We start from the raw sequence: 21,154 nt of genomic DNA on the forward strand, positions 1-21,154 counted from the left end.
ATATTGAATAGTATAAAATCAATCAACTTTTAATTTTAAATTTTTATAGAACGTTGATAATAACGTTTCCTATATTAGGGAGTACTACTCCATTTAAGCCGTTAGCTTTTGCTTGAATATCAAAAATCGTGACAATGTCACCGCTTCTTAATCCTTTTGTCAATGATTCTGCTTGACCTAATGAACTTCCATTGATTGACATAGCAGGTTTACCAGCAACTTTAACTTTGAAACTTACAACATCAAAACTAACTGGGAAATCGAAATCAGGCAATGTTGCAGAAAGCGTCTGCTTAGAGATCGAAGCAGCAGGCATGGATGTATAACTAGCCCCTCTGATCTGTCCTTTTGGTGGAGGAATATTCTTGATTCTGAAATCAAAACCTTGAGAAATAACCTTTCCGCTTGGTGCTTTTCCAGAAATTGTTAATTTAACAGTACTTCCAGCTCCAGGTGTAACCATCCATTTTCCTTTTCCTCCGCTAACTGAGGCTCCAGGTGCCGATAAAGTGGTCGCACTAAGATCAGCTCCAAGAATCGCACCTGAAACAGGGTTCTGAAGACCTCTATATAATACCATCATCTTATCAGCTTGTAAGATAGCACCATTTTGCTCTTTTAGTGCTTCTGCACCAGAAACTACATTTAAAGTGTGAGCATACGGAAGTTCATGGACTTTTCCATTTTTATCCGTAAATGAAATCTGACCTTTAAACTCCTGCGCTCCCACAGCTCCTGTAGCAGGTGTAATGATACCTTGTCCATTGACAACTTTAGCTCCGGTAATAGCTAGACCAGGAACAGAGCTTGCAAAGGTCCCAATAGCGATCTTGATTTCAGCCGGTTCCCCTTTCATAACAGAACTAGGTCCAGAAACCAAAGCTTCATAAGCATCAAACTTAATATCTGCATCCACTTTTTCCTGAAGCATAGAAGTCAACGCATCAGACTGAAGGTTTCTTGCTTCTGATTGTATAACTTCTAAGTTAGATAGGGCAGCAATTAATGGCTGATTATAGAACTTATATTGGAACCAACCTTTTTTACTTCTCTTATCGCCTTTTGCAAACTCAGCAACCAAATGTTTCTGAGCTCTGTCGGCAACATCTTTCAACTGTGCGTTATTACCAAAAGTTGAAGTAATAAAATTTCTTAGATCATCAATTTTTGCCTTTAGCTCATTAGATTTATCACTAATGTTTTTTTCATCCCCATCTTTAAAGAAAAGATTAGTTGCCGGCTCTGTATTGTTGAGAGAAGCAAAACTCTCTTCAATTTCAGCATCAGAATTATATTCTGCCGCAGTACCCATTGTTGTTTTTAAGCCATCAATATAAGTTACAAGATCATTGGTTTTTCCTTTTAAGGTTTTATACTGATCGAAAAGAGACTGATAACTTTCCGGAGAAGTTTGAGCTTTAGCAGCTAAAGTCTTCTCAAAGATGTCATCATTTTTCTTCTCTACGATCAATCTTGTATCCATTAGGGATTGATTGGTATCTTTATATGATCTGATGATCTCCTGATCGATCTGCATCGCAAGCATTGCAATGAAAACCAAATACATCAGGTTGATCATCTTCTGACGTGGTGTCTGTTTACCTCCTGCCATTTTAATAAAATAATTTAATCGTTAAACAATAATTAAAATGATAGTGATCAAGACTTCATTGCGCTAAGCATACCACCATAAACTCTATTAAGATTATTAAGATTAGATGTCAAACCTAGTAATTCCTCATTGAACTTTTCTGATTGTGCTGCAGATTTCTGAATATCTTCAACATATTTTTTACTGAATTCTGATTGTTTTTGTCCGTGCTCCAATTGAAGTGCATATAAAGCATTCATGCTTTCCAGATGAGAAGCAGCAAGATTCAATTGCTCATTATATTTGTGAGTAGAAGCTGAAACATCCACTGTTTGATTGATCTGGTCAACTGAAGAAGAGAATTTATCAATTCCTCCTCTCAATCTTTCGAATAAGCTAACATCTAATTTAGCATCAGCCAACATTTTATCAAGTTTATCAGATAATGACAATTCCAGTTCTTTGTTCTCTATTTTGTTAACAGCTTTTCTAGGTTGTCTCTCAGCAGTTTCGTCCAATAATTCAGGATAAACATTTTCCCAAGCATAGTTCTCTTCTGACTTTGGCGGATCGAATGCAAAGAATAAGAAAATAAGTGCTTCTGTGATCAAACCTGCAGCAAGTGCCACGTTACCTGTAATAGGACCTACATGCCAGTGGGTCATTTTAAATAAAGCTCCCAAGATTACGATAGCAGCACCAAACGAATAGATAAAATTCGTGATTGAATCTTTAGTTTTAAACATTTTTTTGAATTTTTAGTTAGTAATAGTTAGTTAATTATTATTTAGTCTTTCTTGCAAACCTTCCTGATGCTGAAGGAATATCTTGAATAGTTCTGAATCCGATATAGCTTCTAGCTGAGTCTTTTCTTTCCCAATCTCTATACCCGGTCATCAATAGATATCCTACATCTTTCCATGAGCCACCTCTCACAGTTTTTTTAACGTCACTTGCAGCATTGGCAGAAAGACTTGGATTCAAAGAAGATGAGAATTCATAGGCAGAGTTATTGAATGGTGATTCTGTCCATTCAGAAACGTTTCCTGCCATATCATATAATCCATATCCGTTTTTAGAGAATTTTTTCACAGGTGCTGTATAAGTATAGTTCCCGGTTTTTTCGTCTTCTATATAGTTACCTCTTTTAGGTTTGAAGTTAGCCAAATAACACCCTCTATCATCCTGCAGGTACGGTCCTCCCCAAGGATAAGTGGCATTCTGTATCCCGCCTTTAGCAGCATATTCCCACTCCGACTCAGTAGGAAGACGGAACCTCATAGGTTTTTGCTTTTTCTTTTTAATACTATTGTTGTAATCTGCCTTCATTTTGGTTCTGAAATCACAAAATGCTCTTGCCTGATCCCAAGTAACCCCTACAACAGGATATTCTTTGTACGCACTATGCCAAAAATACTGTCCAAATAACGGTTCATTATAGGCATATTTGAAATCTTTCACCCACACGGTGGTATCCGGATAAACAGCAATACTTTCCTTTTTAAGATATTGCGCACCTCTGTCCTTATCTTTTACAGCAGATGCTACATCCTCCCATTGGTAAGCGTATTTGATTTTTGACCAATCAATGACTCTTTCGTTATTAATTCTCTTTTCTGCCGGCAAATACATTGATTCCAATACTTCGGCATATTTCTCATCCGGATAGGCTGAAGTATTATAGGTAAGTGGAACTTTCTTATCTAATTTTTTAGATTCATCATATCCACCTTCTCTGCCTCCCTGAGACTCTAAGAATTTTTGGTATGGGGTCGCTTCTTCTCCAGTTTTCTTACCTGCATATGCATAATCTGCAATTGAGCTACCATTACCACCTTCGCCATCTCCACCGCCTTCGCCGGCTGCTTCTGCTAATAAACCTCTCGCAATAGAATCTCTAACTGCATTGATGAATAATCTGTATTCTGCATTTGTAATTTCAGTCTCATCCATGAAAAAGGCAGATACCGTCACAGTTTTTGGCATTGCTTTTTCGGGAGTATTGGAGAAATCCTGATCTGCCATACCCATTACAAAAGACCCACCTGGGATTGGAACCATTCCATATGGTCTTTCTGCAACAAACGATTTCGAAGACCCTCTTGGAATCAATTCTCCCTTGATACCGGGATTACCAGTTATACCTTTTCCGCCTCCATTGGAACAAGACATTATAACTGATGCTGATAATAATATAAGTAATATCCTTTTCATCCTATTTTAAAGAAATTAAGCGGTAAATATATAATTTTTTTTATGAATAATTATCAATTTTTATTCAAAACGTAATTTGTTAAAGAATATTTCACAAAGCATGAAATTATTCTACAGTTACTGATTTAGCAAGGTTTCTTGGCTGATCTACATTAGCCCCTCTTTCCACAGCAATATAATACGCCAATAACTGTAATGGAATGGACGCTAATATTGGGGAAAAACACTCAGATGTTTCTGGAATCTCAATAATATGATCTGCCATAGAGGCAACCTGGACATCACCTTTATTGATGATTGCGATGACTTTTCCTTTTCTTGCCTTGATCTCTTGAACATTGCTTACAATTTTATCATAATGCCCAATTTTAGGAGCAATTATAACGATTGGCATATTCTCATCAATTAATGCGATCGGGCCATGCTTCATTTCTGCGGCAGGATAACCTTCTGCGTGGATATAGGATATCTCTTTAAGTTTTAGAGCTCCTTCCAAAGCTGTTGGAAAATTATATCCTCTTCCTAAATACAAGAAATTAGTTGCATTCACAAATTTAGAAGCGATCTCTTTAACTACTGAATCCACAGAATTTAAAACCTCTTCTATCTTTTTAGGTATTGCATCCAACTCAGTAATCAGTCTCATGAAATCAGCTTTACCCAAGTTACCATTATGGTTGCCCAATTTGATTGCTATCAAAGAAAGGATGGTAAGTTGAGCTGTAAACGCTTTGGTAGAAGCCACCCCTATTTCTGGACCGGCGTGTGTATAAGAACCCGCATCCGTAACTCTTGCAATAGATGAATCTACAACGTTGCAGATACCATAAACAAAAGCACCTTTTTCCTTGGCCAATTTTATAGCAGCCATTGTGTCTGCAGTTTCCCCTGATTGAGAAATAGCTATTACAACGTCTTTAGAAGTTATTATTGGGTTTCTATATCGGAACTCTGATGCGTACTCTACTTCAACTGGAACCCTGGCAAATTCTTCTATAAGATATTCCCCAATTAATCCGGCATGCCAAGAAGTTCCACAAGCGATAATAATAATTCTTTCAGCATTGGTCAATCTTTCCAAATGATCCCAAATACCGGCCATTTTTATCACACCTTCATCTACTAATAATCTACCCCTCATAGTGTCCAAAACAGATTTTGATTGCTCAAAAATCTCTTTCAGCATAAAATGTTCGTATCCTCCTTTTTCTATTTGCTCAAGATTAAGTCTCAGCTCTTGTATGGCAGGTTCTATCTTGGTATTCTCCTTTATGGTTCTGATATCAATTCCAGATTCGAGAGAAATAGTGGCCATATGACCTTCCTCTAAATAAACCGCTTCTTTCGTAAACTCTACAAATGGGGATGCATCAGACGCAACAAAATATTCATCATCTCCAATACCAATTGCCAATGGTGAGCCTAATCTTGCTACAACCAATTGACCAGGAAAATCATCATGCATTACCGAAACGGCATATGCCCCATAAACTTCATTCAAAGCATATCTTACCGCTTCCGGAAAACTAAGGTTGATTTCCTTGTCCAAGAAGTACTGGATAAGGTTGACCAAAACTTCGGTATCTGTTTCAGACCTAAACTCGTAATCTTTATTGATCAGCATTGTTTTTATAGTATCGTAATTTTCAATGATACCATTATGAACTATTGCTATTTTATTATTGTTAGAAAGGTGTGGATGGGAATTATTGTCGCTTGGAACACCGTGTGTAGCCCATCTTGTATGCCCCATTCCTACTTTGGAAGTAGTTTTCAAACCTTTTGAGATTGCCACAAGGTCATCTACTTTCCCTTTCGTTTTTTTAACTTCTAAATTTCCGTTTTCAGTTTCTAAAATAATACCTGCGCTATCATAGCCTCTGTACTCTAAACGACGTAATCCATTGATAACAATTTCATACGCATCTCTAAAACCTGTATATCCGACGATTCCACACATATCTAATTGGTTTTTATTTTTTTGTATATATTATTCTAAGCTGAACATTTTTAGAATCCGGTAATAACTCTTGACCTATATTATTAGTATTTATTCCCGTTAATGCAATTCTGAAAGGATTATACGGTCTATCATTGTACGTTTGTCCCAACAATGTTCCAGTCGATGCATCAGAAAGATAACTGCCTACGTTAATTACAAAATCATGGGCATTTTTATTTTTCTCCACAATATCTTTCAAAGAAGCTGTAATCCCTATATCATAATAAGCGTCCTTTGTAGAAAGATCAGCCGTCTTGACAAGACTATATCCAGCAGAAGCCAAGGACGTCATATCCGGAAGAAAACGAACTGTATCTTTTATCATCTCCTGAACCAGTAAACTAGATGGTTTTCTAAATTTATTGTTCCACTCATCAGCATTATTATATAAACGTATCTTGGCCGAAACAATTGCTATTTTTTCGTTTTGGAATTTTTGTTTTAATGCATCAATTGTACCTTGTGGTATTCTAATTCCTATACCGCTTCCACCCATACCTTGTAAATACAGTTTGTCCGCAGGGTTCACTGCTAAGCCGGGATTTTTCTTAAGATCCTCATACTTCACAGCAGTTAGCATTGCCTTGGCATATGGGCTGTCGTTGCCTCTGTCATAAATTACCTGACTTAAATGAACATTTGACGCCCCAAGATTAAGAGTAGTTTCCTGTTTTGTCTTCGTAACGGTTCCGTCTGTGGCAGTTACATCATTCTTATAGTAGATAGTGATTCCTGCATCATTTGGAGCCATTGAGAAAAGATAGCCGTCATTTTGTTCCACAGAAATACTGATACCCCTAAAGTATCTTATGAAAGATGCAGCATCTTTAAGAACCTGATTACCTTGCTTAGCTATGATTTTATTTTGAAAAAATGCACTATCTAACTTCATCCTGAAAGAAACATCTCTATTAAGCAATTCAGAAGCATCAGAATCCTTTGTGATCACAACAGAGTTAACTGTCCCATTAAATGATTTAGAACCTATCTCTGAACTTAAGGCAAATGCTTTATTAGTTAGGATAGAATCAGAAGCACCACCTAGGAAATCTGCAACCTCATGAACTTTTATAGTAAAAGGTGTTTTTTGTCCATTGATCTTGTATTTTCCATATTTTCTGACAGGATAAGTCGTTACCACTTTTTTAGCGGCCACTTGCCCATCTGGGTAAACATAGTCCTCATTGGTGGTAGTCGTCAAAGAATCTGTCGCAGTTTCGTATCTCGGTTTAAGAGTTAAAACAACCGAATCTATAACAGGATTTTTTCCAAAATCGGGATCATAAGTATTTAATCTCAACTGAGTTATGTATGATACTTTTTGTCCTCCAAAAACATCCTCTTTAAATGCTCCAATTCTAACACTATCATATTGGGATGTAACTACTTTTTGGACGTCATTATTATTGACGTTGTAAGCAGTTACTCCATAGATTTTATCATAAGCTTCAGACCCGTCTACAAGCTGAGACCCGAGATCATCCAAATCCCCTTCACAAGAATTCAATACAACAATTCCCATTAATAATAATGGGACCAGCTTCATTATTTTTTTTATTTTTATCATTTTAAACACCTAGTATTTAATATACATTTGCTATAGAATCAGCATTCAAATAATCAGATTTCTCAGCATTCGATTTTTCGTATGCTTCCTCCAATTTATCTTCCAAGAACTCATTCCCCTTTACGATCACATCCACATAATCCATGCTATCATTCACGAAACTAAGAAAGCTTGGCTTATCTAACGACTGTAAGCCGGAAATATTATCAAATTCCAAAATTTCTTTTGTATTTTCATTTAGTTCTATGTCATCCTCATTATAGACAGAAAGAACAATTTTTGTGTCTTTAAAATACGTATCGTCTTTGTAATATGTTTTCAAATAAATAGGTATAAGAGAAGACATCCATCCATTCAAATGGATCACATCCGGAACCCAATTCAGTTTCTTAATTGTTTCGATAACACCACGCGCAAAGAAGATTGCTCTCTCGTTATTATCTTCAAATGCCTTCCCCTCATCATCGAAATAAAACTGTTTTCTTTTAAAATATTCTTCGTTGTCTATAAAATAAACTTGCAGACGCTCGCCCGGCAACGAAGCTACCTTTATGATCAAAGGCTGATCAAGGTCATTGATAATGATATTCATCCCAGAAAGCCTGATCACTTCATGTAATTGAAATTTTCGCTCACTGATTTGTCCAAATCTAGGCATAAAAACTCTGACATCGTTACCGCTACCATGCATTTTCAGTGCCATTTTGTGTACCAAGCTTCCCATATTGGTATCTTCTTGATAGGGGTACATTTCCGTAGTAACGTATAAAATCTTTTGATTAGGCATAAAATTTACTTTAAGACGAAGTATAAATTCTTCATTTTGCAAAATTACGAAAAATTAGATCAAATCATTTATTTTGAACAACATTAATATTTAACCTAAAAAACAACTATATACCAACAAGTTACAGATTGAAAAATGTTAATTTCCACTCAAAATCTGATAATTGAAAAATTCAACCTGACCAATTACCAATACTTAGAATTGAACTGCCGGAAAAAAACCGAAACACTTCAATTATTTCCACATCGTAATTAAAACCATTAACTTTGCCTGATAAAACAAGGAAAAACAATGCAAACCTTTTACGATAAGAATTCTTTCTCAAAATATATCGCAGAATTAAAAGAAAAAAAGAAAAAAATAGGATTCGCACCTACAATGGGTGCTTTACATGCAGGACACATTTCACTATATCAAGAAGCACAGAAACATAATGACATTGTAATATCTTCCATATTTGTAAATCCCACACAGTTCAATAATCCGGAAGATCTTGAAAAATACCCAAGAACCATTGAGGAAGACGTTAAAAAATTAGGAGACTCCAAACTTGTAGATGCTGTCTATATCCCAAGAGTTGAAGACATCTATCCAAATGGAATGGAAAGAAAGCATTACGACTTCGGAGGTATTGAAAACGAGATGGAAGGTGCCGCAAGGCCTGGCCATTTTGATGGTGTAGGAACTGTTGTAGAGGAATTGTTCAGACAAGTGCAGCCAGATAATGCTTATTTTGGAGAAAAAGATTTCCAGCAGCTTAAGATTATCGAAAAATTAGTCGAAGTCCTTGATTTGAAAATCAAAATCCATGGTGTTAAAATTCACAGGGAAGAAAGCGGGCTAGCGATGAGCTCTAGAAACATGAGACTTTCCAATGAAGAAAAAAAGACATCTTCCATCATTTATAAAACATTAAAACAAGTAAATGAAAAATCAAAAACTACATCTATCCCAACAATAAAAGAAAGAGTATCACAAATCTTTGATAAAGAAGATGACATGGAATTAGAATATTTTATGATTGCAGATGAAGAAACATTAAAAGAAGCGGACTTCATTTCTGAGAACAAAAATTATCGTGCTTTCATAGTCGTAAATGTTGGAAACGTAAGACTAATAGATAATTTGCATCTGGATTAAAAAAAAAGAAGATTGAGGCAAAAAAAGAAGCTTCTTTTACAAGAAGCTTCTACACCAAATCACAAAATATTAATATGAAAAAAATTTACTTGCGTAAATTGTGACCTGGCTGGGATTCGAACCCAGGACCCATACATTAAAAGTGTATTGCTCTACCAGCTGAGCTACCAGGTCGGCCTTTTTTATGAATGATAATTGATGAAAGATAAATGATTACAAAGCATCATATCAATTATCGACTATCTTTTATCGATTATTTTTGCAGTGCCTGCGACTGGACTCGAACCAGCACATCCTTAGGAAACCACCCCCTCAAGATGGCGTGTCTACCAATTTCACCACGCAGGCAAAAAAAAACCGTATCGCTACGGATTTTTGCTTGTGACCTGGCTGGGATTCGAACCCAGGACCCATACATTAAAAGTGTATTGCTCTACCAGCTGAGCTACCAGGTCGGCCACATTTAAAACTTCAATATTACTATTTCGTTTTAAAGTGGTGCAAAGATAAGGCTTTTTTTAAAATCTCAAAATTTTTTAGGAACTTTGTTTAAAATAAAAATATGATAATTTCTCTGTTGGGATACATGGGTAGTGGTAAATCTCACATTTCCAAAAACTTGAGCAAAAAAATAAATTTTCAATTAATTGACCTCGACCAAAAAATTTCTGAAGAACATCAGCTAACTGTTCCGGAGATCTTCAAAAACAAAGGAGAAATCTTCTTTCGCAAGGAGGAAAAAAGGATTTTAGAAGACATTCTGAACTCAAAAGAAAACATCATATTAAGCCTTGGGGGAGGAACTCCTGTCTATTATGACAACATGGACCTCATCAATAGAAAATCGAAAAGCATTTTCCTTAGAGCCTCTGTGAGAACACTCACGGAACGTGTACTTTTACAAAAGCATACAAGACCTTTGATCTCAAAATTAGAAGATCCGGATATCCCGGAGTTCATTGCGAAGCATCTTTTTGAAAGAAATCCTTTTTACTCTCAAGCCCATTTTATAATAGATACAGACTCCAAAGAACCCGGCAGCATCTCCGATGAGATCATAGAAGCGTTAAAAATCTAATCTTCCGCTTCTTCTTTAAAAAATACATCCCAGTCATCATTATCCATATCTTCTGAAGAATCGCTGGAAGAATAATCATCCATATCTCTCCTATCTTTTTTAGTGGGTCTTCCAATACCTTTTTGTCTGTAATAATCCTGGGAAGATTTTCTCATCTTGAGAATTTCATATTGTTCTTTCTCTGTCATGTCGACTACGTATTGGTCAACAAGCTTAGCACCTACTCTGCTTTTGGGAATATCGATGACTTTGATCTTATAATCGATCTGGTTCTTTCTGACCTTTATAATATCTCCGGCTTTTACTTCTTTAGAAGATTTTACAGCATTCTCTCCAATGCTGACTCTATTTTTTTTGATCTCCTCAGCAGCAATGGTTCTGGTTTTATAAAATCTCACACTCCACAAAAATTTATCTATTCTCATAATTTTTTATACTTTTGTCACGTTAAAATTAATTGCAATTTAACATTAAATAAAAAAATGAAGAAAATACTTTTAGGAATAGCTCTATGTGTAGTTGCACTACAAAGCTGTAAGAAAGATAATGACGAGGAGGAAATCGTAGTGGTTCCTATTGCCGATCAGAATGCGTATGACGATGCTGCGGCAATAAAGTTCATGGAATCTAATTACTTCAATGATAAGGGTGTCATTACAGCATTTGATGATACTGTGACCACTGATGATAATTATCCTAAATTATCTTCCTATCCTCACGAGACGTTGCCATCTGGCGTGATCTATATAAAAAGGGCTGAAGCTTTCCAACCAAACCCAGGTAAGGAAATTGCCCCAACAGATGTGATCAGTATAATGCAGGTAACAAAAACTTACATCGCAACGAAGACCGATGATAATGTTGCCTATGGTAGTGAGTCGACTTTCATCAATAATGTTACAACATCCGGTATTCCAAGTACAGACCCGGCCTATTTTTATGTAAAGCAGTCTGTTTTGGATGCCTATAATAAAGCTAACAACACAACCGTTGGAAGAGATTTTTATGAAATCGAAGGACTACAGGAAGGTCTGAAATATTTCAAATCTTTTGATAATTTAGACCCCGCAACCGATTATAATATGCAAGGCGTAATTATTGTTCCATCGAGAGCTGCATATGCCAGAGATAACACAATCTACGGAACTGTCTACGCAAACAGAAGTTTTGTTTTTAATTTCCAGCTTTATAATACCAGAACCAGATTGGACAGTGAAAAATAAATTTTGCGTTCCATCCAGATAAAAAAGAATGAGTTTCAATATTGAAACTCATTCTTTTTATAATAAACTTTCTAATCTCTAAATCCTTGCCAGAAAATCTTCGAATTGGGTTTCTTTAACAGACACACAACCTTCTTCCAAGATTTTATCAAGAATAATATTTTCAATTTGATTAACTGATCTTTTATCAAATGGTTTTGAAACTCTTACATAATTCTCCGTAAAACCATACATCATTCCATTTTTGTTTTCGTGTTCCCAAAGAACCGGAAGTTTTTTGCCTAATTGTGTTCTGTAGAATTCCATTTTCTTTTTCTCGGAAAGGATTCTGAGCATCTTGTTTCTCCTTTTTCTTTCAGGAACAGGAACTACGCCTTGCATATCGGCAGCTTCCGTATTTTCTCTTTCGGAGTAAGTGAAAACATGTAGATAACTGATCGGCAGATCATTCAGAAAATTATACGTTTCCATAAATAATTCTTCTGTTTCTCCGGGGAATCCAACAATCACATCCACACCAATCGCAGCATCCGGCATTACTTCCCTGATTTTATTAACTCGATCATAATAAAGTTTCGTCAAATAACGACGTTTCATTTTTTTCAGCAATTCATCACTTCCGGATTGAAGCGGAATGTGAAAATGTGGTACAAAACTTCTGCTTTTGGATACCAACTCGATGCTTTCATCTTTCAGAAGATTGGGTTCAATGGAAGAGATCCTGATTCTTTCAATGCCTTCCACTTTATCCAGTTCAGAAATCAAATCCAGAAAAGTATGTTCGTGTTTTTTGTTTCCGAATTCTCCTTTTCCGTAATCTCCGATATTAACTCCCGTCAAAACAATTTCTTTAATATCTCTCGCAGCAATTTCTTTCGCATTCGCAACTACATTATCAATAGTATCAGAACGTGAAATTCCTCTTGCTAAAGGAATCGTGCAATAGGTACATTTGTAATCACAACCATCCTGAACTTTTAAAAAAGCTCTGGTTCTGTCTCCGATAGAATATGAACCAACGAAAAAATCGGCTTCATCTATTTCACAAGAATGGATTTGAGCATAACTTTCAGATTTCTCCAAATCATCCAGATAACTCAGAATATTGAATTTTTCTTTGGCTCCTAAAACCAGATCCACACCTTCGATTCCAGAAATTTCTTCTGGTTTCAGCTGTGCATAACAACCTATGATCGCAACCAAACCTTCCGGATTAGCTTTCGCAGCACGCTTCACGTGAAGTTTACATTCCTTATCTGCATTTTCTGTAACAGAACAGGTATTGATAATATAAACTTTCGCTGGTTCATCAAAATTAACTTTCTGATAACCCGCATCCGTCAATTGTCTGGCAATAGTGGAAGTTTCTGCAAAATTCAGTTTGCAGCCAAGTGTATGAAAAGCAACGGTTTTCGGTTGTGAAATTACATCTGACATAAGTTCGCAAAGTTATTAATAAAATCCAAATTATTCCAAATGAGAGTTTTTCTGGATTTTAGAATTAATAAAACAAAAAAAATCCGGTCATAAAAACCGGATTCAATTATTTTGATTTCTTTTGCTTTGGAACTTTCAAGCCTGCTTCTTTCGCCTCGGAAATTCCTATTGCAATTGCTTGCTTTCTGTTGGTAACCTTATCTCCGGAGCTGGATTTCAGTTTTCCTTCTTTGAATTCCTCCATCACTTTTCCAACTTTCTCTTGAGCTTTATCAGAATATTTTTTACTTGCCATTTTTTTAATCTTTTGATTTTGGAACGCTTACTGCCAGTTCATAAACTTTGGTATGCATCAGATATTTTGAACGTTCACGGGATGTGATATTCTCTATTTCGTCTTTGAAGAGAACAATTACCGCATCTTCTTTGATCTGCCAATCGGCGTCAGAAAAATATTTTTCATCCGGACTTTTTTCTGTGATCTCCGTCTGTCTCTCCTTTAATTTATCGGCAATCTCCTGAAAACCCTCATCGGAAGAATGCAGAATTTTATAATCCGGGCCAGCAAAAGCCTTATAATATTTATTCTCAGCAATTAGATTTTGAGAATTGTCCTCAACCGGATTATCATTCCCGTCCAGAAACCCGACCTCAACCAATTTCCCATTTCTTTCTTCCGCAAATTTTCTTGCTTCTCCTACAGATCTGAATCCTGTATAAACAATACTGTCATCGTATTCGTATTTTGTAAGTCTTTCGACAATATTTTCCGTTTCCATAATTTATTTTTTGTGATTGATCAATTTTAATGATGCCTTACGCCTCGTTTGTGATAGTTCACATTTCTATCCATTGGATTTTGGTTATTTAGGAGAGCATTTTTATTAAGATTAGAATCTATCTTATTATTGGCTTCAACTAAAAGCTTGGGCGTTTCAAAGTGCAATTTTCTTCCATTTTTGAATATTTCGCCCTCAGCATTTCTGTACATTTCATCTTTTTGATATTTGTTTCCGTCTGGTGCGGTGAAGCTGTTTGCCTGCATTTTTTTCTTCTTTCTTAGCTCATTCAGTAAAATTAATGTGCCACCTGCAGCAAATCCCAAAGCAACTTTTATGGTATTTTTCATATGATTTATTTTGCAAGTCTAAAAACAAAAGTTCTGCCAAAAGTTACAGAAACAACATTTTACAACAATTGAGAAAATTTTATGTTATTAAAATATTAAAAGAAATTTTGAACATTAAGCCAATAATTACGATAACAATTTGAATTAAAGCTAATAGCATCTGACAATTTGACCTAATTGAAAAGTGATTTTATTAAGGAATTTTTAAAATTGGTTAAACTTCGTTAAAAGTGTAACACTAAGTTTTTAGTTCAGACTAATTTAGCATTAAATTTGTGTAACGATAATCTCAAAAAAAGAAATGAATATTAAAATGAAGAATACATTAAAAAAACTGATGCCTTTTGCATTGACCGGTGTTATTTCCGGGGCAACGGTTTTCGGGGCTAGTCAATATTTCAGCTCAGAAAATAATGGAGAAGATTTCTCATATTTCACAACAGCTTCCAAAAAATCTGCATTCGTAGGAATGGGAACAGCAGTTGGCGATGATTTCGTAAAAGCGTCCAAAGCTACGGTTCCAGCCGTGGTAACTATCAAAAATTATCAAGACAGAGCAACCCAAAGAATGCCTGACAACGATATGTTTGATTTCTTTTTCGGGCCTGGCAACAGTCCTTTTGGCGGTGGTCAGCAAAGACAGCAGCAACCTCCTAAAAATATGCCTTCAGGATTAGGTTCCGGGGTAATTATTTCGCCAGACGGTTATATTATTTCAAATAATCACGTAGTTGCCGGAGCCAATAAACTGGAAGTCGTATTAAGTAATAAAAAATCTTATATAGCAACTTTAATTGGAACTGATCCAAACACAGATATTTCACTTTTAAAGATCGAGGAAAAAGGATTACCTTATCTTAATTTTGCCAACTCAGATCTGACGGAAGTCGGACAATGGGTCTTAGCTGTAGGAAACCCGCTTGGACTTAATTCAACAGTAACTGCGGGAATCATTTCTGCAAAAGGAAGAAGCATCGACATCCTTAGTCAACAATCCAGGACACCTATTGAAAGTTTCATCCAAACCGATGCGGCGATCAACCCTGGAAATAGTGGTGGTGCTTTGGTAAACGTTAATGGTGACCTTATTGGTATTAATACAGCAATCCAGTCAAAAACTGGTTATTATGAAGGTTACGGATTTGCGGTTCCATCGAATCTGGCAAGAAAAATTGTTGAGGATATCAAAAAATTCGGACTGGTACAAAGAGGATTCCTGGGAATCGGAAGTTTAGACCTATCTAATGATATGCAGGTTGCGGCTTATAACCAAAAGAATAAGGCTAACCTGAAAGTTGGAGATGGCGTTTATGTAACTGAGGTGACTGATAAAAGTGGTGCTGAAGACGCAGGAATCAAAACTGGTGATATTGTAACAAAGATCGATAACACCGATATTGGAAGTTTTGCCGATCTTTCTTTTGCTATTGGAAGTAGAAGACCTGGTGATAAGGTAAATGTAACTTATACCAGAAACGGTAAGGTCAACAATGTAACCGTTACTTTAAAGGACCAGAAAGGCGGAACATCTTCCAGAAGCAAAGATGACTTAACCGTAACCGAGAAGATAGGTTCTGAGTTTGAGCCTCTTAGCGACAGAGTAAAAACAGACTACGGATTGGAAAGTGGTGTTTTAACCAAAAACGTTGTTGAAGGTGGAGAGATGGACAAAATTGGTGTCGTTGATAATTATATTGTAATGGAAATCAACGGAAAACCGGTCAATTCTCAAAAAGATGTTGAAAAGATACTGAATGGTTACAAAGGAAATGTCCAGGTAAAATATGTTGACAGCTACGGAAGAATCACAACAAGAGGCTTCAAACTGCAATAAATTATTTTCAAAATATTTAATATTGAACCCAACCCGTTAAACAGGTTGGGTTTTTTATATGGATTTTTTCTAGCTTTGGTAAACATCAAATGGTATGAAAAAAAATCAAATGTATCGTAATAGATTAGAAAAACTTATCAAACAATTCCTGCTTGTATATTAAATTTCAGAAGGGCTTATCGATTTGATAAGCCTTTTTTCCATTTATTTTCAAAATCATTCTGAATGTAGAAGACAAAACAATATTTTTGCACTCTAATAATTCCTGTGAAACTTTTCAACTCCTATATCAACACTTTCAAAGGACTTTCCAGAGAAGCCTGGATGTTGTCCATTGTAATGCTCATCAACCGTTCCGGCTCGATGGTTTTGCCTTTTTTGGGGGTTTATATGACAGACCATCTCCATTTTTCTCTGGAAAATGCAGGTATAGTTTTAAGTTTCTATGGTATCGGCTCTGTGCTTGGTTCTTGGCTGGGTGGTTATTTGACTGATAAGTTTGGAGAATATTACATCCAAAGTTGGAGTTTGTTTCTCAGCGCACCTATATTTTTGATCATTCCATTTTTCCCAAGTGTGGAAATGATGGCTGTTCTGATATTTCTTCAAAGTACAATAAGCGATACCTTTCGTCCTGCGAATTCTGTAGCAATCACCAAATATGCAAGGCCGAAAAATCTAACGAAAGCTTTTTCCCTCAACAGAATGGCAATCAATCTCGGTTTTTCTATTGGTCCGGCTTTGGGGGGAATCTTGTCCGGGATTTCTTACAATTTTCTATTTATTGTTAATTTCATCGGCGCAGTCCTTGCCGGATCTATCTACGTGATATTTTTCCGGAAAAGAAGTAAAATCTTCCGGGAGAAAAAGAAATCAGAAACTTCTGAAGCTGCGAAGAAAACAGGAAAATCACCTTACAAAGATTATCCGTTTTTGGTTTACAGTATTTTGTGTACCATTTTTGCGATTTGTTTTTTCCAGTTTTTCAATACGATTCCGTTGTTTTACAAAGATGTTGCCAAGCTGAGCCAAAGTACCATTGGTTTTATATTAGGTTACAGCGGATTCATTATTGTATTGCTGGAAATGCCTTTGGTAAGTATCGCAGAAAGGACTTTGAAAATTCCTCAGATTCTGTTTCTGGGTGTTTTCTTAGCTGGGTTATCATACTTGATGTTGATATTCGGGAATAATATTCCCTGGTTGATCTTATCGATGACGGTTTTATGTGTTGCCGAGATCTGGGCACTTCCATTTATGTCCACCGTTACAGCCCTCCGTTCGGAACGTGGTAATAAGGGTGCTTATATGGGTGTGAACGGGATTGCATTTTCTTTTTCGTTTATCATCACACCATTTCTGGGAACTTATGTTGTAAGTCAATTTGGGTTCGATAGTTTGTGGTATGGTTCATTTGCTGTTCTTACATTATCAGCTGTTCTTCTTTACATTGTTGTGCAGAAGATGCTTCCAAATAGATAATTTTTCTAATTCTGATTTCGCAATTTGATTACACCTAAAAACAAGTTATTTAATCGCAAAGATTTTTCTAAGGGCAAAGTTCGATAAATTAATGTTTAAAAAAGCTTATGGTTTATAATTCGCCTTTTAAATCAACCTGTTGGTTCTTTGCCTTCTGAAAAATCTTATTTCTTCAAAAAATCTTTACGTTTTACAACTCAAAGCATTCAATAATTAATTTCCTCACCAATCAATAAAAAAACTATTTTTGTTCAACTCAAATTTGAACAATGAATCCGGGAACTGTTTTATTATTATTCGTTTTTGCCTATTTTATCGGGCTTTTGGTCATCTCTTATTTTACAAGCCGTAACTCGGACAACCAGTCTTTTTTTATCGGAAACAAGAAAAGTAAATGGTGGCTGGTGGCGTTTGGGATGATCGGAACGTCACTTTCCGGTGTGACTTTTATCTCGGTTCCGGGAACGGTCGGGAAGATGACCGCGGGAGATTATGCTTTTGGCGGGTTCGAATATTATATGATGGTGATCGGTTTTTTCATCGGTTATTTCATTGTGGCCGGCGTTCTGCTTCCGCTTTATTACCGGATGAATCTGACCTCGATCTATACTTATTTGGGGCGAAGATTCAATGTGGAGGCACATAAAATCGGTTCTGTCTTTTTCATTATTTCGAGAGCGATCGGGGCGACAGCGAGATTATACCTGGTGGTGAACATCCTTCAGATTTTCCTGCTTGAGAATCTTGGCGTTCCGTTTTGGGTAACGGCTTTTGTACTGCTCCTGATGATTCTGCTTTACACGTTTGAGGGCGGTGTGAAAACGATTGTGATTACAGATACTTTGCAGACGTCATTTATGATCATCAGCTTAATTGCCTGTATCGTTTATATTTTATCGAATCTTAACTTGTCCTTTGGGGAAGCGTTCTCGATACTTGAACAGAAGCAATACACGCATTTTATCAATACCGACATCAATTCCAAAACTTTTTTCCTGAAAACGATTTTGGGCGGGATGTTTATTACGATTGCCATGACAGGTCTTGACCAGGAAATGATGCAGAAAAACATCTCTGTTGACAATCTGAAAAACTCGAAAAAAAATATGCTGACGTTTGCCGGAACTTTGCTTTTTGTGAACCTGGCATTCTTATTCCTTGGCGGTCTGCTTTATCTTTTTGCGATGCAGCACGGCGCAGATTACGGACAAATCTCGAATATAGTTGACGGAAAAGAAGTGGTGACAAACACTTTCGGATTCAGGGATTCTACAGGCAATATTAAAAATATAATGGGCGACGACCTCTTCCCTGCCCTATCGCTTCAAGGTCATTTCCCGATGGCACTTTCTGTTATTTTCATCATCGGTTTGATTTCCGCTCTGTTCCCTTCTGCTGATGGGGCTTTGACGGCGGTGACGAGTTCTTACTGCGTGGATTTGCTGAATCTGAACGAAGACCAGCAAAAAACCGAGAAACAAAAGAAACATCTGAGAATGAAAGTTCATTTGACTTTCACCGTGATCTTCTTTGCATTGATAATGGTTTTCAAAACCATCAATGACAAATCGATTGTTTACCTGATAATGGAAGTGGCGGGTTATACTTACGGACCGTTGTTGGGACTGTTCGCTTTCGGAATCTTGACGAAATATCAAATCACGAAGAAATATTCCATTTTGGCAGTGACCATTTTGGCTCCTGTTGTGACTTATCTCATCAATTATCTGGTAACGAATAACACGGATTACAGAATTGGTGTGGAACTGATTATCCTAAATGGGTTTTTGACGTTTGTTGGGTTGTGGCTGGTGAGGTCGAAAGGTAATATTGTTGCAACAACATAATTTCAAAAATGTATAAGAATATTAGAAATTTTGTTTTAATAATTATAGTATCAACTATAATTTATATTTTAAAAACATCTCAATTTCCAGGAGGCGTTGCTGGAATGGCTCCCTTTCTAATTATTCTGACAAATATATTTGGATTTATTATAAGTGTTTTGGTTATTTATATTTTTAGAAAAAAGCTTGAGTATAAATACGATTGGAATATTTTAATTTTTGTTGGAATTTGTTTTTCAATTTTAGTATTCTATTTTAAAGCAAATCCATTTAGTAATGAACTACAAGCTCCTCATATAGAATTAACTTTTTGGAACTATATTGCAATTTTAATTTCTGCTTTAAGTATATTAATTATTCAAAAAGTTATTAAATAATGAAAACCCACACAACCAACTATACCAACACATTAATAGAAATCGCAGAAGACTCTCCGGTTTCTGCATCAGTAATTCCGGTTGTGAAAAATGATAAAAAGACCATTTCTAATTATCAATACGAGAAGCTTTCCAAGCATCCTCTGAAATATACTTCCGACGAATTGCTTTTCGATATTTTTGCGGAACGCAATAATATTTCGCCTTCAGAATTGGAAGAAGAGAAACAAAACTTTTTCTCAAAAGGTCAAGCTTGTTTGCGGACTTCGCCTTTGTCCAAAAAAAATGGATTCGGGATTTTCCATAATCAGGATTCGAAAGTTAAATTGGTTCCCGCTGAGTCGGAGGAATATCAAGAATTATTGAAAGACGATTCTATCAAAAAAGTCAAGGCAATGAAGTCTAAAAAATGATTGATGGAGGGCTTCGAGAGCCTCAGCCTGACAATGCGTATTTTATTAGCTCAACACTGGTATAAAAACAGTTAGTATCAGAGATGTCACACTGAGCTTGTCGAAGTGTCTATAATTATATTGAATTCGTAAACTGTACATCCAGGCTTTGAGTTAGATTCTTACTTTTCACTTTATAAGAACCCAGCGTTTTGCTTTTCTTCTTTTTGAAGTAATGCGACAGATGGCTTTCGTCCGTGAAACCGAACTCATAGGCAATCTGCTTGATTGTATTCTGTCCGGATTCTATTCGTTTTTCTATGAGTGCCAATCGGTAATTGTTGATGTAATTGCGATAAGACATCTCGAAATTCCGTTTGAAATAAGCACTGAAATAGGTCGGCGAAATATTAAAATGTGATGCAATCGTCTTGATTCTAATCATTTCCGGACGATAGATATTCTGATGAATGTATGAAATCAAATCTTCCTGACTCGGGACACCATTATCGATTCTGACATTCAGTTTTGCAGATGCTTCACGAATCAATCCAAATAAGGACAACACCTGGAAAAACATAATCGGAGAAGTCGTCACATCGCAGATTTTATCATAATCAACAATATTTTCCACCGTTTTTCTCAGAATCGTTTTGCAAGGTTCATCGAAACAGAGTTTGATTTCCTTCAGCATTGGATTCCGCATAATATCAATCGGAGAAGCGGTCATCAAAGTGTCCGGCGCAAGATGTTTATTGCTTTCAAAAAAACTGTCATTGAATTTGATAAAAGCAAATTTAGTCTGCTTTTTAATATCGAAATAATGTTCATCTTCGGGAGAAATCAGGTATAAATCTCCAGCTTTATAAGGCATTACCAGATGGTTGAGATGATGATTACCACAACCTTTGAAGATATAGACCAACTCATAATAAGTATGGCTATGTCGCGGAAATGGATACGCTTCCACATCAAAGGAATCGATTTCCAAAGGATTAAACTGTTTTCTCTTCATATTGTAAATTTACAATAATATATCAAAATACTACACCTG

The 21,154-nt window shown here is 36.1% G+C and carries 20 protein-coding genes and 3 tRNA genes; 8 read left to right on the plus strand and 15 right to left on the minus strand.

Features of this window, described 5'->3' with window-relative positions:
* Positions 1-43: 43 nt before the first annotated feature.
* The 6 genes from porM to K319_RS0114025 all read right to left on the minus strand — a co-directional run bounded on the left by porM (position 44) and on the right by K319_RS0114025 (position 8,161).
* Positions 44-1,612 (minus strand): type IX secretion system motor protein PorM/GldM, encoded by a 1,569-nt coding sequence (gene porM, locus K319_RS0114000; RefSeq protein ID WP_027384157.1) that lies wholly within the window; start codon positions 1,610-1,612, stop codon positions 44-46.
* Positions 1,613-1,659: 47 nt separating this feature from the next.
* Positions 1,660-2,337: a type IX secretion system motor protein PorL/GldL gene (gene porL, locus K319_RS0114005; protein ID WP_027384158.1), complete on the minus strand. Its 678-nt coding sequence runs from the start codon at positions 2,335-2,337 to the stop codon at positions 1,660-1,662.
* A 37-nt stretch (positions 2,338-2,374) separates the two neighbouring features.
* Complete coding sequence (porK, locus tag K319_RS0114010) at positions 2,375-3,805, minus strand: T9SS ring complex lipoprotein PorK/GldK (protein ID WP_027384159.1); 1,431 nt, start codon at positions 3,803-3,805, stop codon at positions 2,375-2,377.
* Between the two features lie 106 nt (positions 3,806-3,911).
* On the minus strand, positions 3,912-5,765 hold the full coding sequence (gene glmS, locus K319_RS0114015) for a glutamine--fructose-6-phosphate transaminase (isomerizing) (protein ID WP_027384160.1): 1,854 nt from the start codon (positions 5,763-5,765) through the stop codon (positions 3,912-3,914).
* A 13-nt stretch (positions 5,766-5,778) separates the two neighbouring features.
* Positions 5,779-7,374 carry a DUF4270 domain-containing protein gene (locus tag K319_RS0114020; RefSeq protein WP_027384161.1) on the minus strand — a complete coding sequence of 532 codons (1,596 nt, stop codon included), beginning with the start codon at positions 7,372-7,374 and terminating at the stop codon, positions 5,779-5,781.
* A 16-nt stretch (positions 7,375-7,390) separates the two neighbouring features.
* Complete coding sequence (locus K319_RS0114025) at positions 7,391-8,161, minus strand: glycogen/starch synthase (protein WP_027384162.1); 771 nt, start codon at positions 8,159-8,161, stop codon at positions 7,391-7,393.
* Between the two features lie 291 nt (positions 8,162-8,452).
* Between K319_RS0114025 and panC the strand changes: the two genes are divergently transcribed.
* On the plus strand, positions 8,453-9,301 hold the full coding sequence (panC, locus tag K319_RS0114030) for a pantoate--beta-alanine ligase (protein WP_027384163.1): 849 nt from the start codon (positions 8,453-8,455) through the stop codon (positions 9,299-9,301).
* Between the two features lie 101 nt (positions 9,302-9,402).
* Here the strand turns inward: panC and K319_RS0114035 are convergent.
* The 3 genes from K319_RS0114035 to K319_RS0114045 all read right to left on the minus strand — a co-directional run bounded on the left by K319_RS0114035 (position 9,403) and on the right by K319_RS0114045 (position 9,756).
* Positions 9,403-9,475, minus strand: a tRNA-Lys gene (locus K319_RS0114035).
* 91 nt (positions 9,476-9,566) lie between these two features.
* Positions 9,567-9,649: transfer RNA gene (locus K319_RS0114040), tRNA-Leu, on the minus strand.
* Positions 9,650-9,683: 34 nt separating this feature from the next.
* Positions 9,684-9,756, minus strand: a tRNA-Lys gene (locus K319_RS0114045).
* A 107-nt stretch (positions 9,757-9,863) separates the two neighbouring features.
* On the opposite strand from K319_RS0114045, the gene K319_RS0114050 reads away from it, so the two are divergent.
* Positions 9,864-10,379: a shikimate kinase gene (locus K319_RS0114050; RefSeq protein WP_027384164.1), complete on the plus strand. Its 516-nt coding sequence runs from the start codon at positions 9,864-9,866 to the stop codon at positions 10,377-10,379.
* On the opposite strand, the gene K319_RS0114055 is transcribed toward K319_RS0114050, so the two are convergent.
* Entirely contained in the window at positions 10,376-10,804 is a 429-nt protein-coding gene (locus K319_RS0114055) for an RNA-binding S4 domain-containing protein (protein ID WP_027384165.1), read from the minus strand. The two genes, K319_RS0114050 and K319_RS0114055, sit on opposite strands and share 4 nt — an antisense overlap.
* A 57-nt stretch (positions 10,805-10,861) precedes the next feature.
* Between K319_RS0114055 and K319_RS0114060 the strand changes: the two genes are divergently transcribed.
* Positions 10,862-11,602, plus strand: a complete 741-nt coding sequence (locus K319_RS0114060; RefSeq protein WP_027384166.1) for a hypothetical protein — start codon at positions 10,862-10,864, stop codon at positions 11,600-11,602.
* Positions 11,603-11,680: 78 nt separating this feature from the next.
* Here K319_RS0114060 and mtaB read toward each other — a convergent pair whose 3' ends face one another.
* The 4 genes from mtaB to K319_RS0114080 all read right to left on the minus strand — a co-directional run bounded on the left by mtaB (position 11,681) and on the right by K319_RS0114080 (position 14,168).
* Entirely contained in the window at positions 11,681-13,039 is a 1,359-nt protein-coding gene (gene mtaB / locus K319_RS0114065; protein ID WP_027384167.1) for a tRNA (N(6)-L-threonylcarbamoyladenosine(37)-C(2))-methylthiotransferase MtaB, read from the minus strand.
* Between the two features lie 106 nt (positions 13,040-13,145).
* Positions 13,146-13,334: a DUF6496 domain-containing protein gene (locus tag K319_RS0114070; RefSeq protein WP_027384168.1), complete on the minus strand. Its 189-nt coding sequence runs from the start codon at positions 13,332-13,334 to the stop codon at positions 13,146-13,148.
* A gap of 4 nt (positions 13,335-13,338) precedes the next feature.
* Positions 13,339-13,818: a hypothetical protein gene (locus K319_RS0114075; protein ID WP_027384169.1), complete on the minus strand. Its 480-nt coding sequence runs from the start codon at positions 13,816-13,818 to the stop codon at positions 13,339-13,341.
* A gap of 26 nt (positions 13,819-13,844) precedes the next feature.
* Positions 13,845-14,168, minus strand: a complete 324-nt coding sequence (locus K319_RS0114080; RefSeq protein ID WP_027384170.1) for a hypothetical protein — start codon at positions 14,166-14,168, stop codon at positions 13,845-13,847.
* A 313-nt stretch (positions 14,169-14,481) separates the two neighbouring features.
* On the opposite strand from K319_RS0114080, the gene K319_RS0114085 reads away from it, so the two are divergent.
* From K319_RS0114085 to K319_RS0114105, 5 genes are all read left to right on the plus strand, one after another.
* Entirely contained in the window at positions 14,482-16,002 is a 1,521-nt protein-coding gene (locus K319_RS0114085; RefSeq protein ID WP_027384171.1) for a trypsin-like peptidase domain-containing protein, read from the plus strand.
* Between the two features lie 324 nt (positions 16,003-16,326).
* Positions 16,327-17,484 carry an MDR family MFS transporter gene (locus K319_RS0114090; protein ID WP_051230714.1) on the plus strand — a complete coding sequence of 386 codons (1,158 nt, stop codon included), beginning with the start codon at positions 16,327-16,329 and terminating at the stop codon, positions 17,482-17,484.
* 269 nt (positions 17,485-17,753) lie between these two features.
* Entirely contained in the window at positions 17,754-19,331 is a 1,578-nt protein-coding gene (locus K319_RS0114095; RefSeq protein ID WP_027384173.1) for a sodium:solute symporter, read from the plus strand.
* Between the two features lie 8 nt (positions 19,332-19,339).
* Positions 19,340-19,708 carry a hypothetical protein gene (locus tag K319_RS0114100; RefSeq protein ID WP_027384174.1) on the plus strand — a complete coding sequence of 123 codons (369 nt, stop codon included), beginning with the start codon at positions 19,340-19,342 and terminating at the stop codon, positions 19,706-19,708.
* Positions 19,708-20,121, plus strand: coding sequence for a DUF6157 family protein (locus K319_RS0114105; RefSeq protein WP_027384175.1), 414 nt, complete (start codon positions 19,708-19,710; stop codon positions 20,119-20,121). The genes K319_RS0114100 and K319_RS0114105 overlap by 1 nt, the downstream gene beginning before the upstream one ends.
* A gap of 115 nt (positions 20,122-20,236) precedes the next feature.
* Here the strand turns inward: K319_RS0114105 and K319_RS20525 are convergent, their stop codons facing one another.
* Complete coding sequence (locus K319_RS20525) at positions 20,237-21,115, minus strand: AraC family transcriptional regulator (protein ID WP_051230703.1); 879 nt, start codon at positions 21,113-21,115, stop codon at positions 20,237-20,239.
* Between the last annotated feature and the right edge of the window lie 39 nt (positions 21,116-21,154).

It is taken from the genome of Epilithonimonas caeni DSM 17710, from assembly GCF_000426465.1.
Lineage (GTDB): Bacteria > Bacteroidota > Bacteroidia > Flavobacteriales > Weeksellaceae > Epilithonimonas > Epilithonimonas caeni.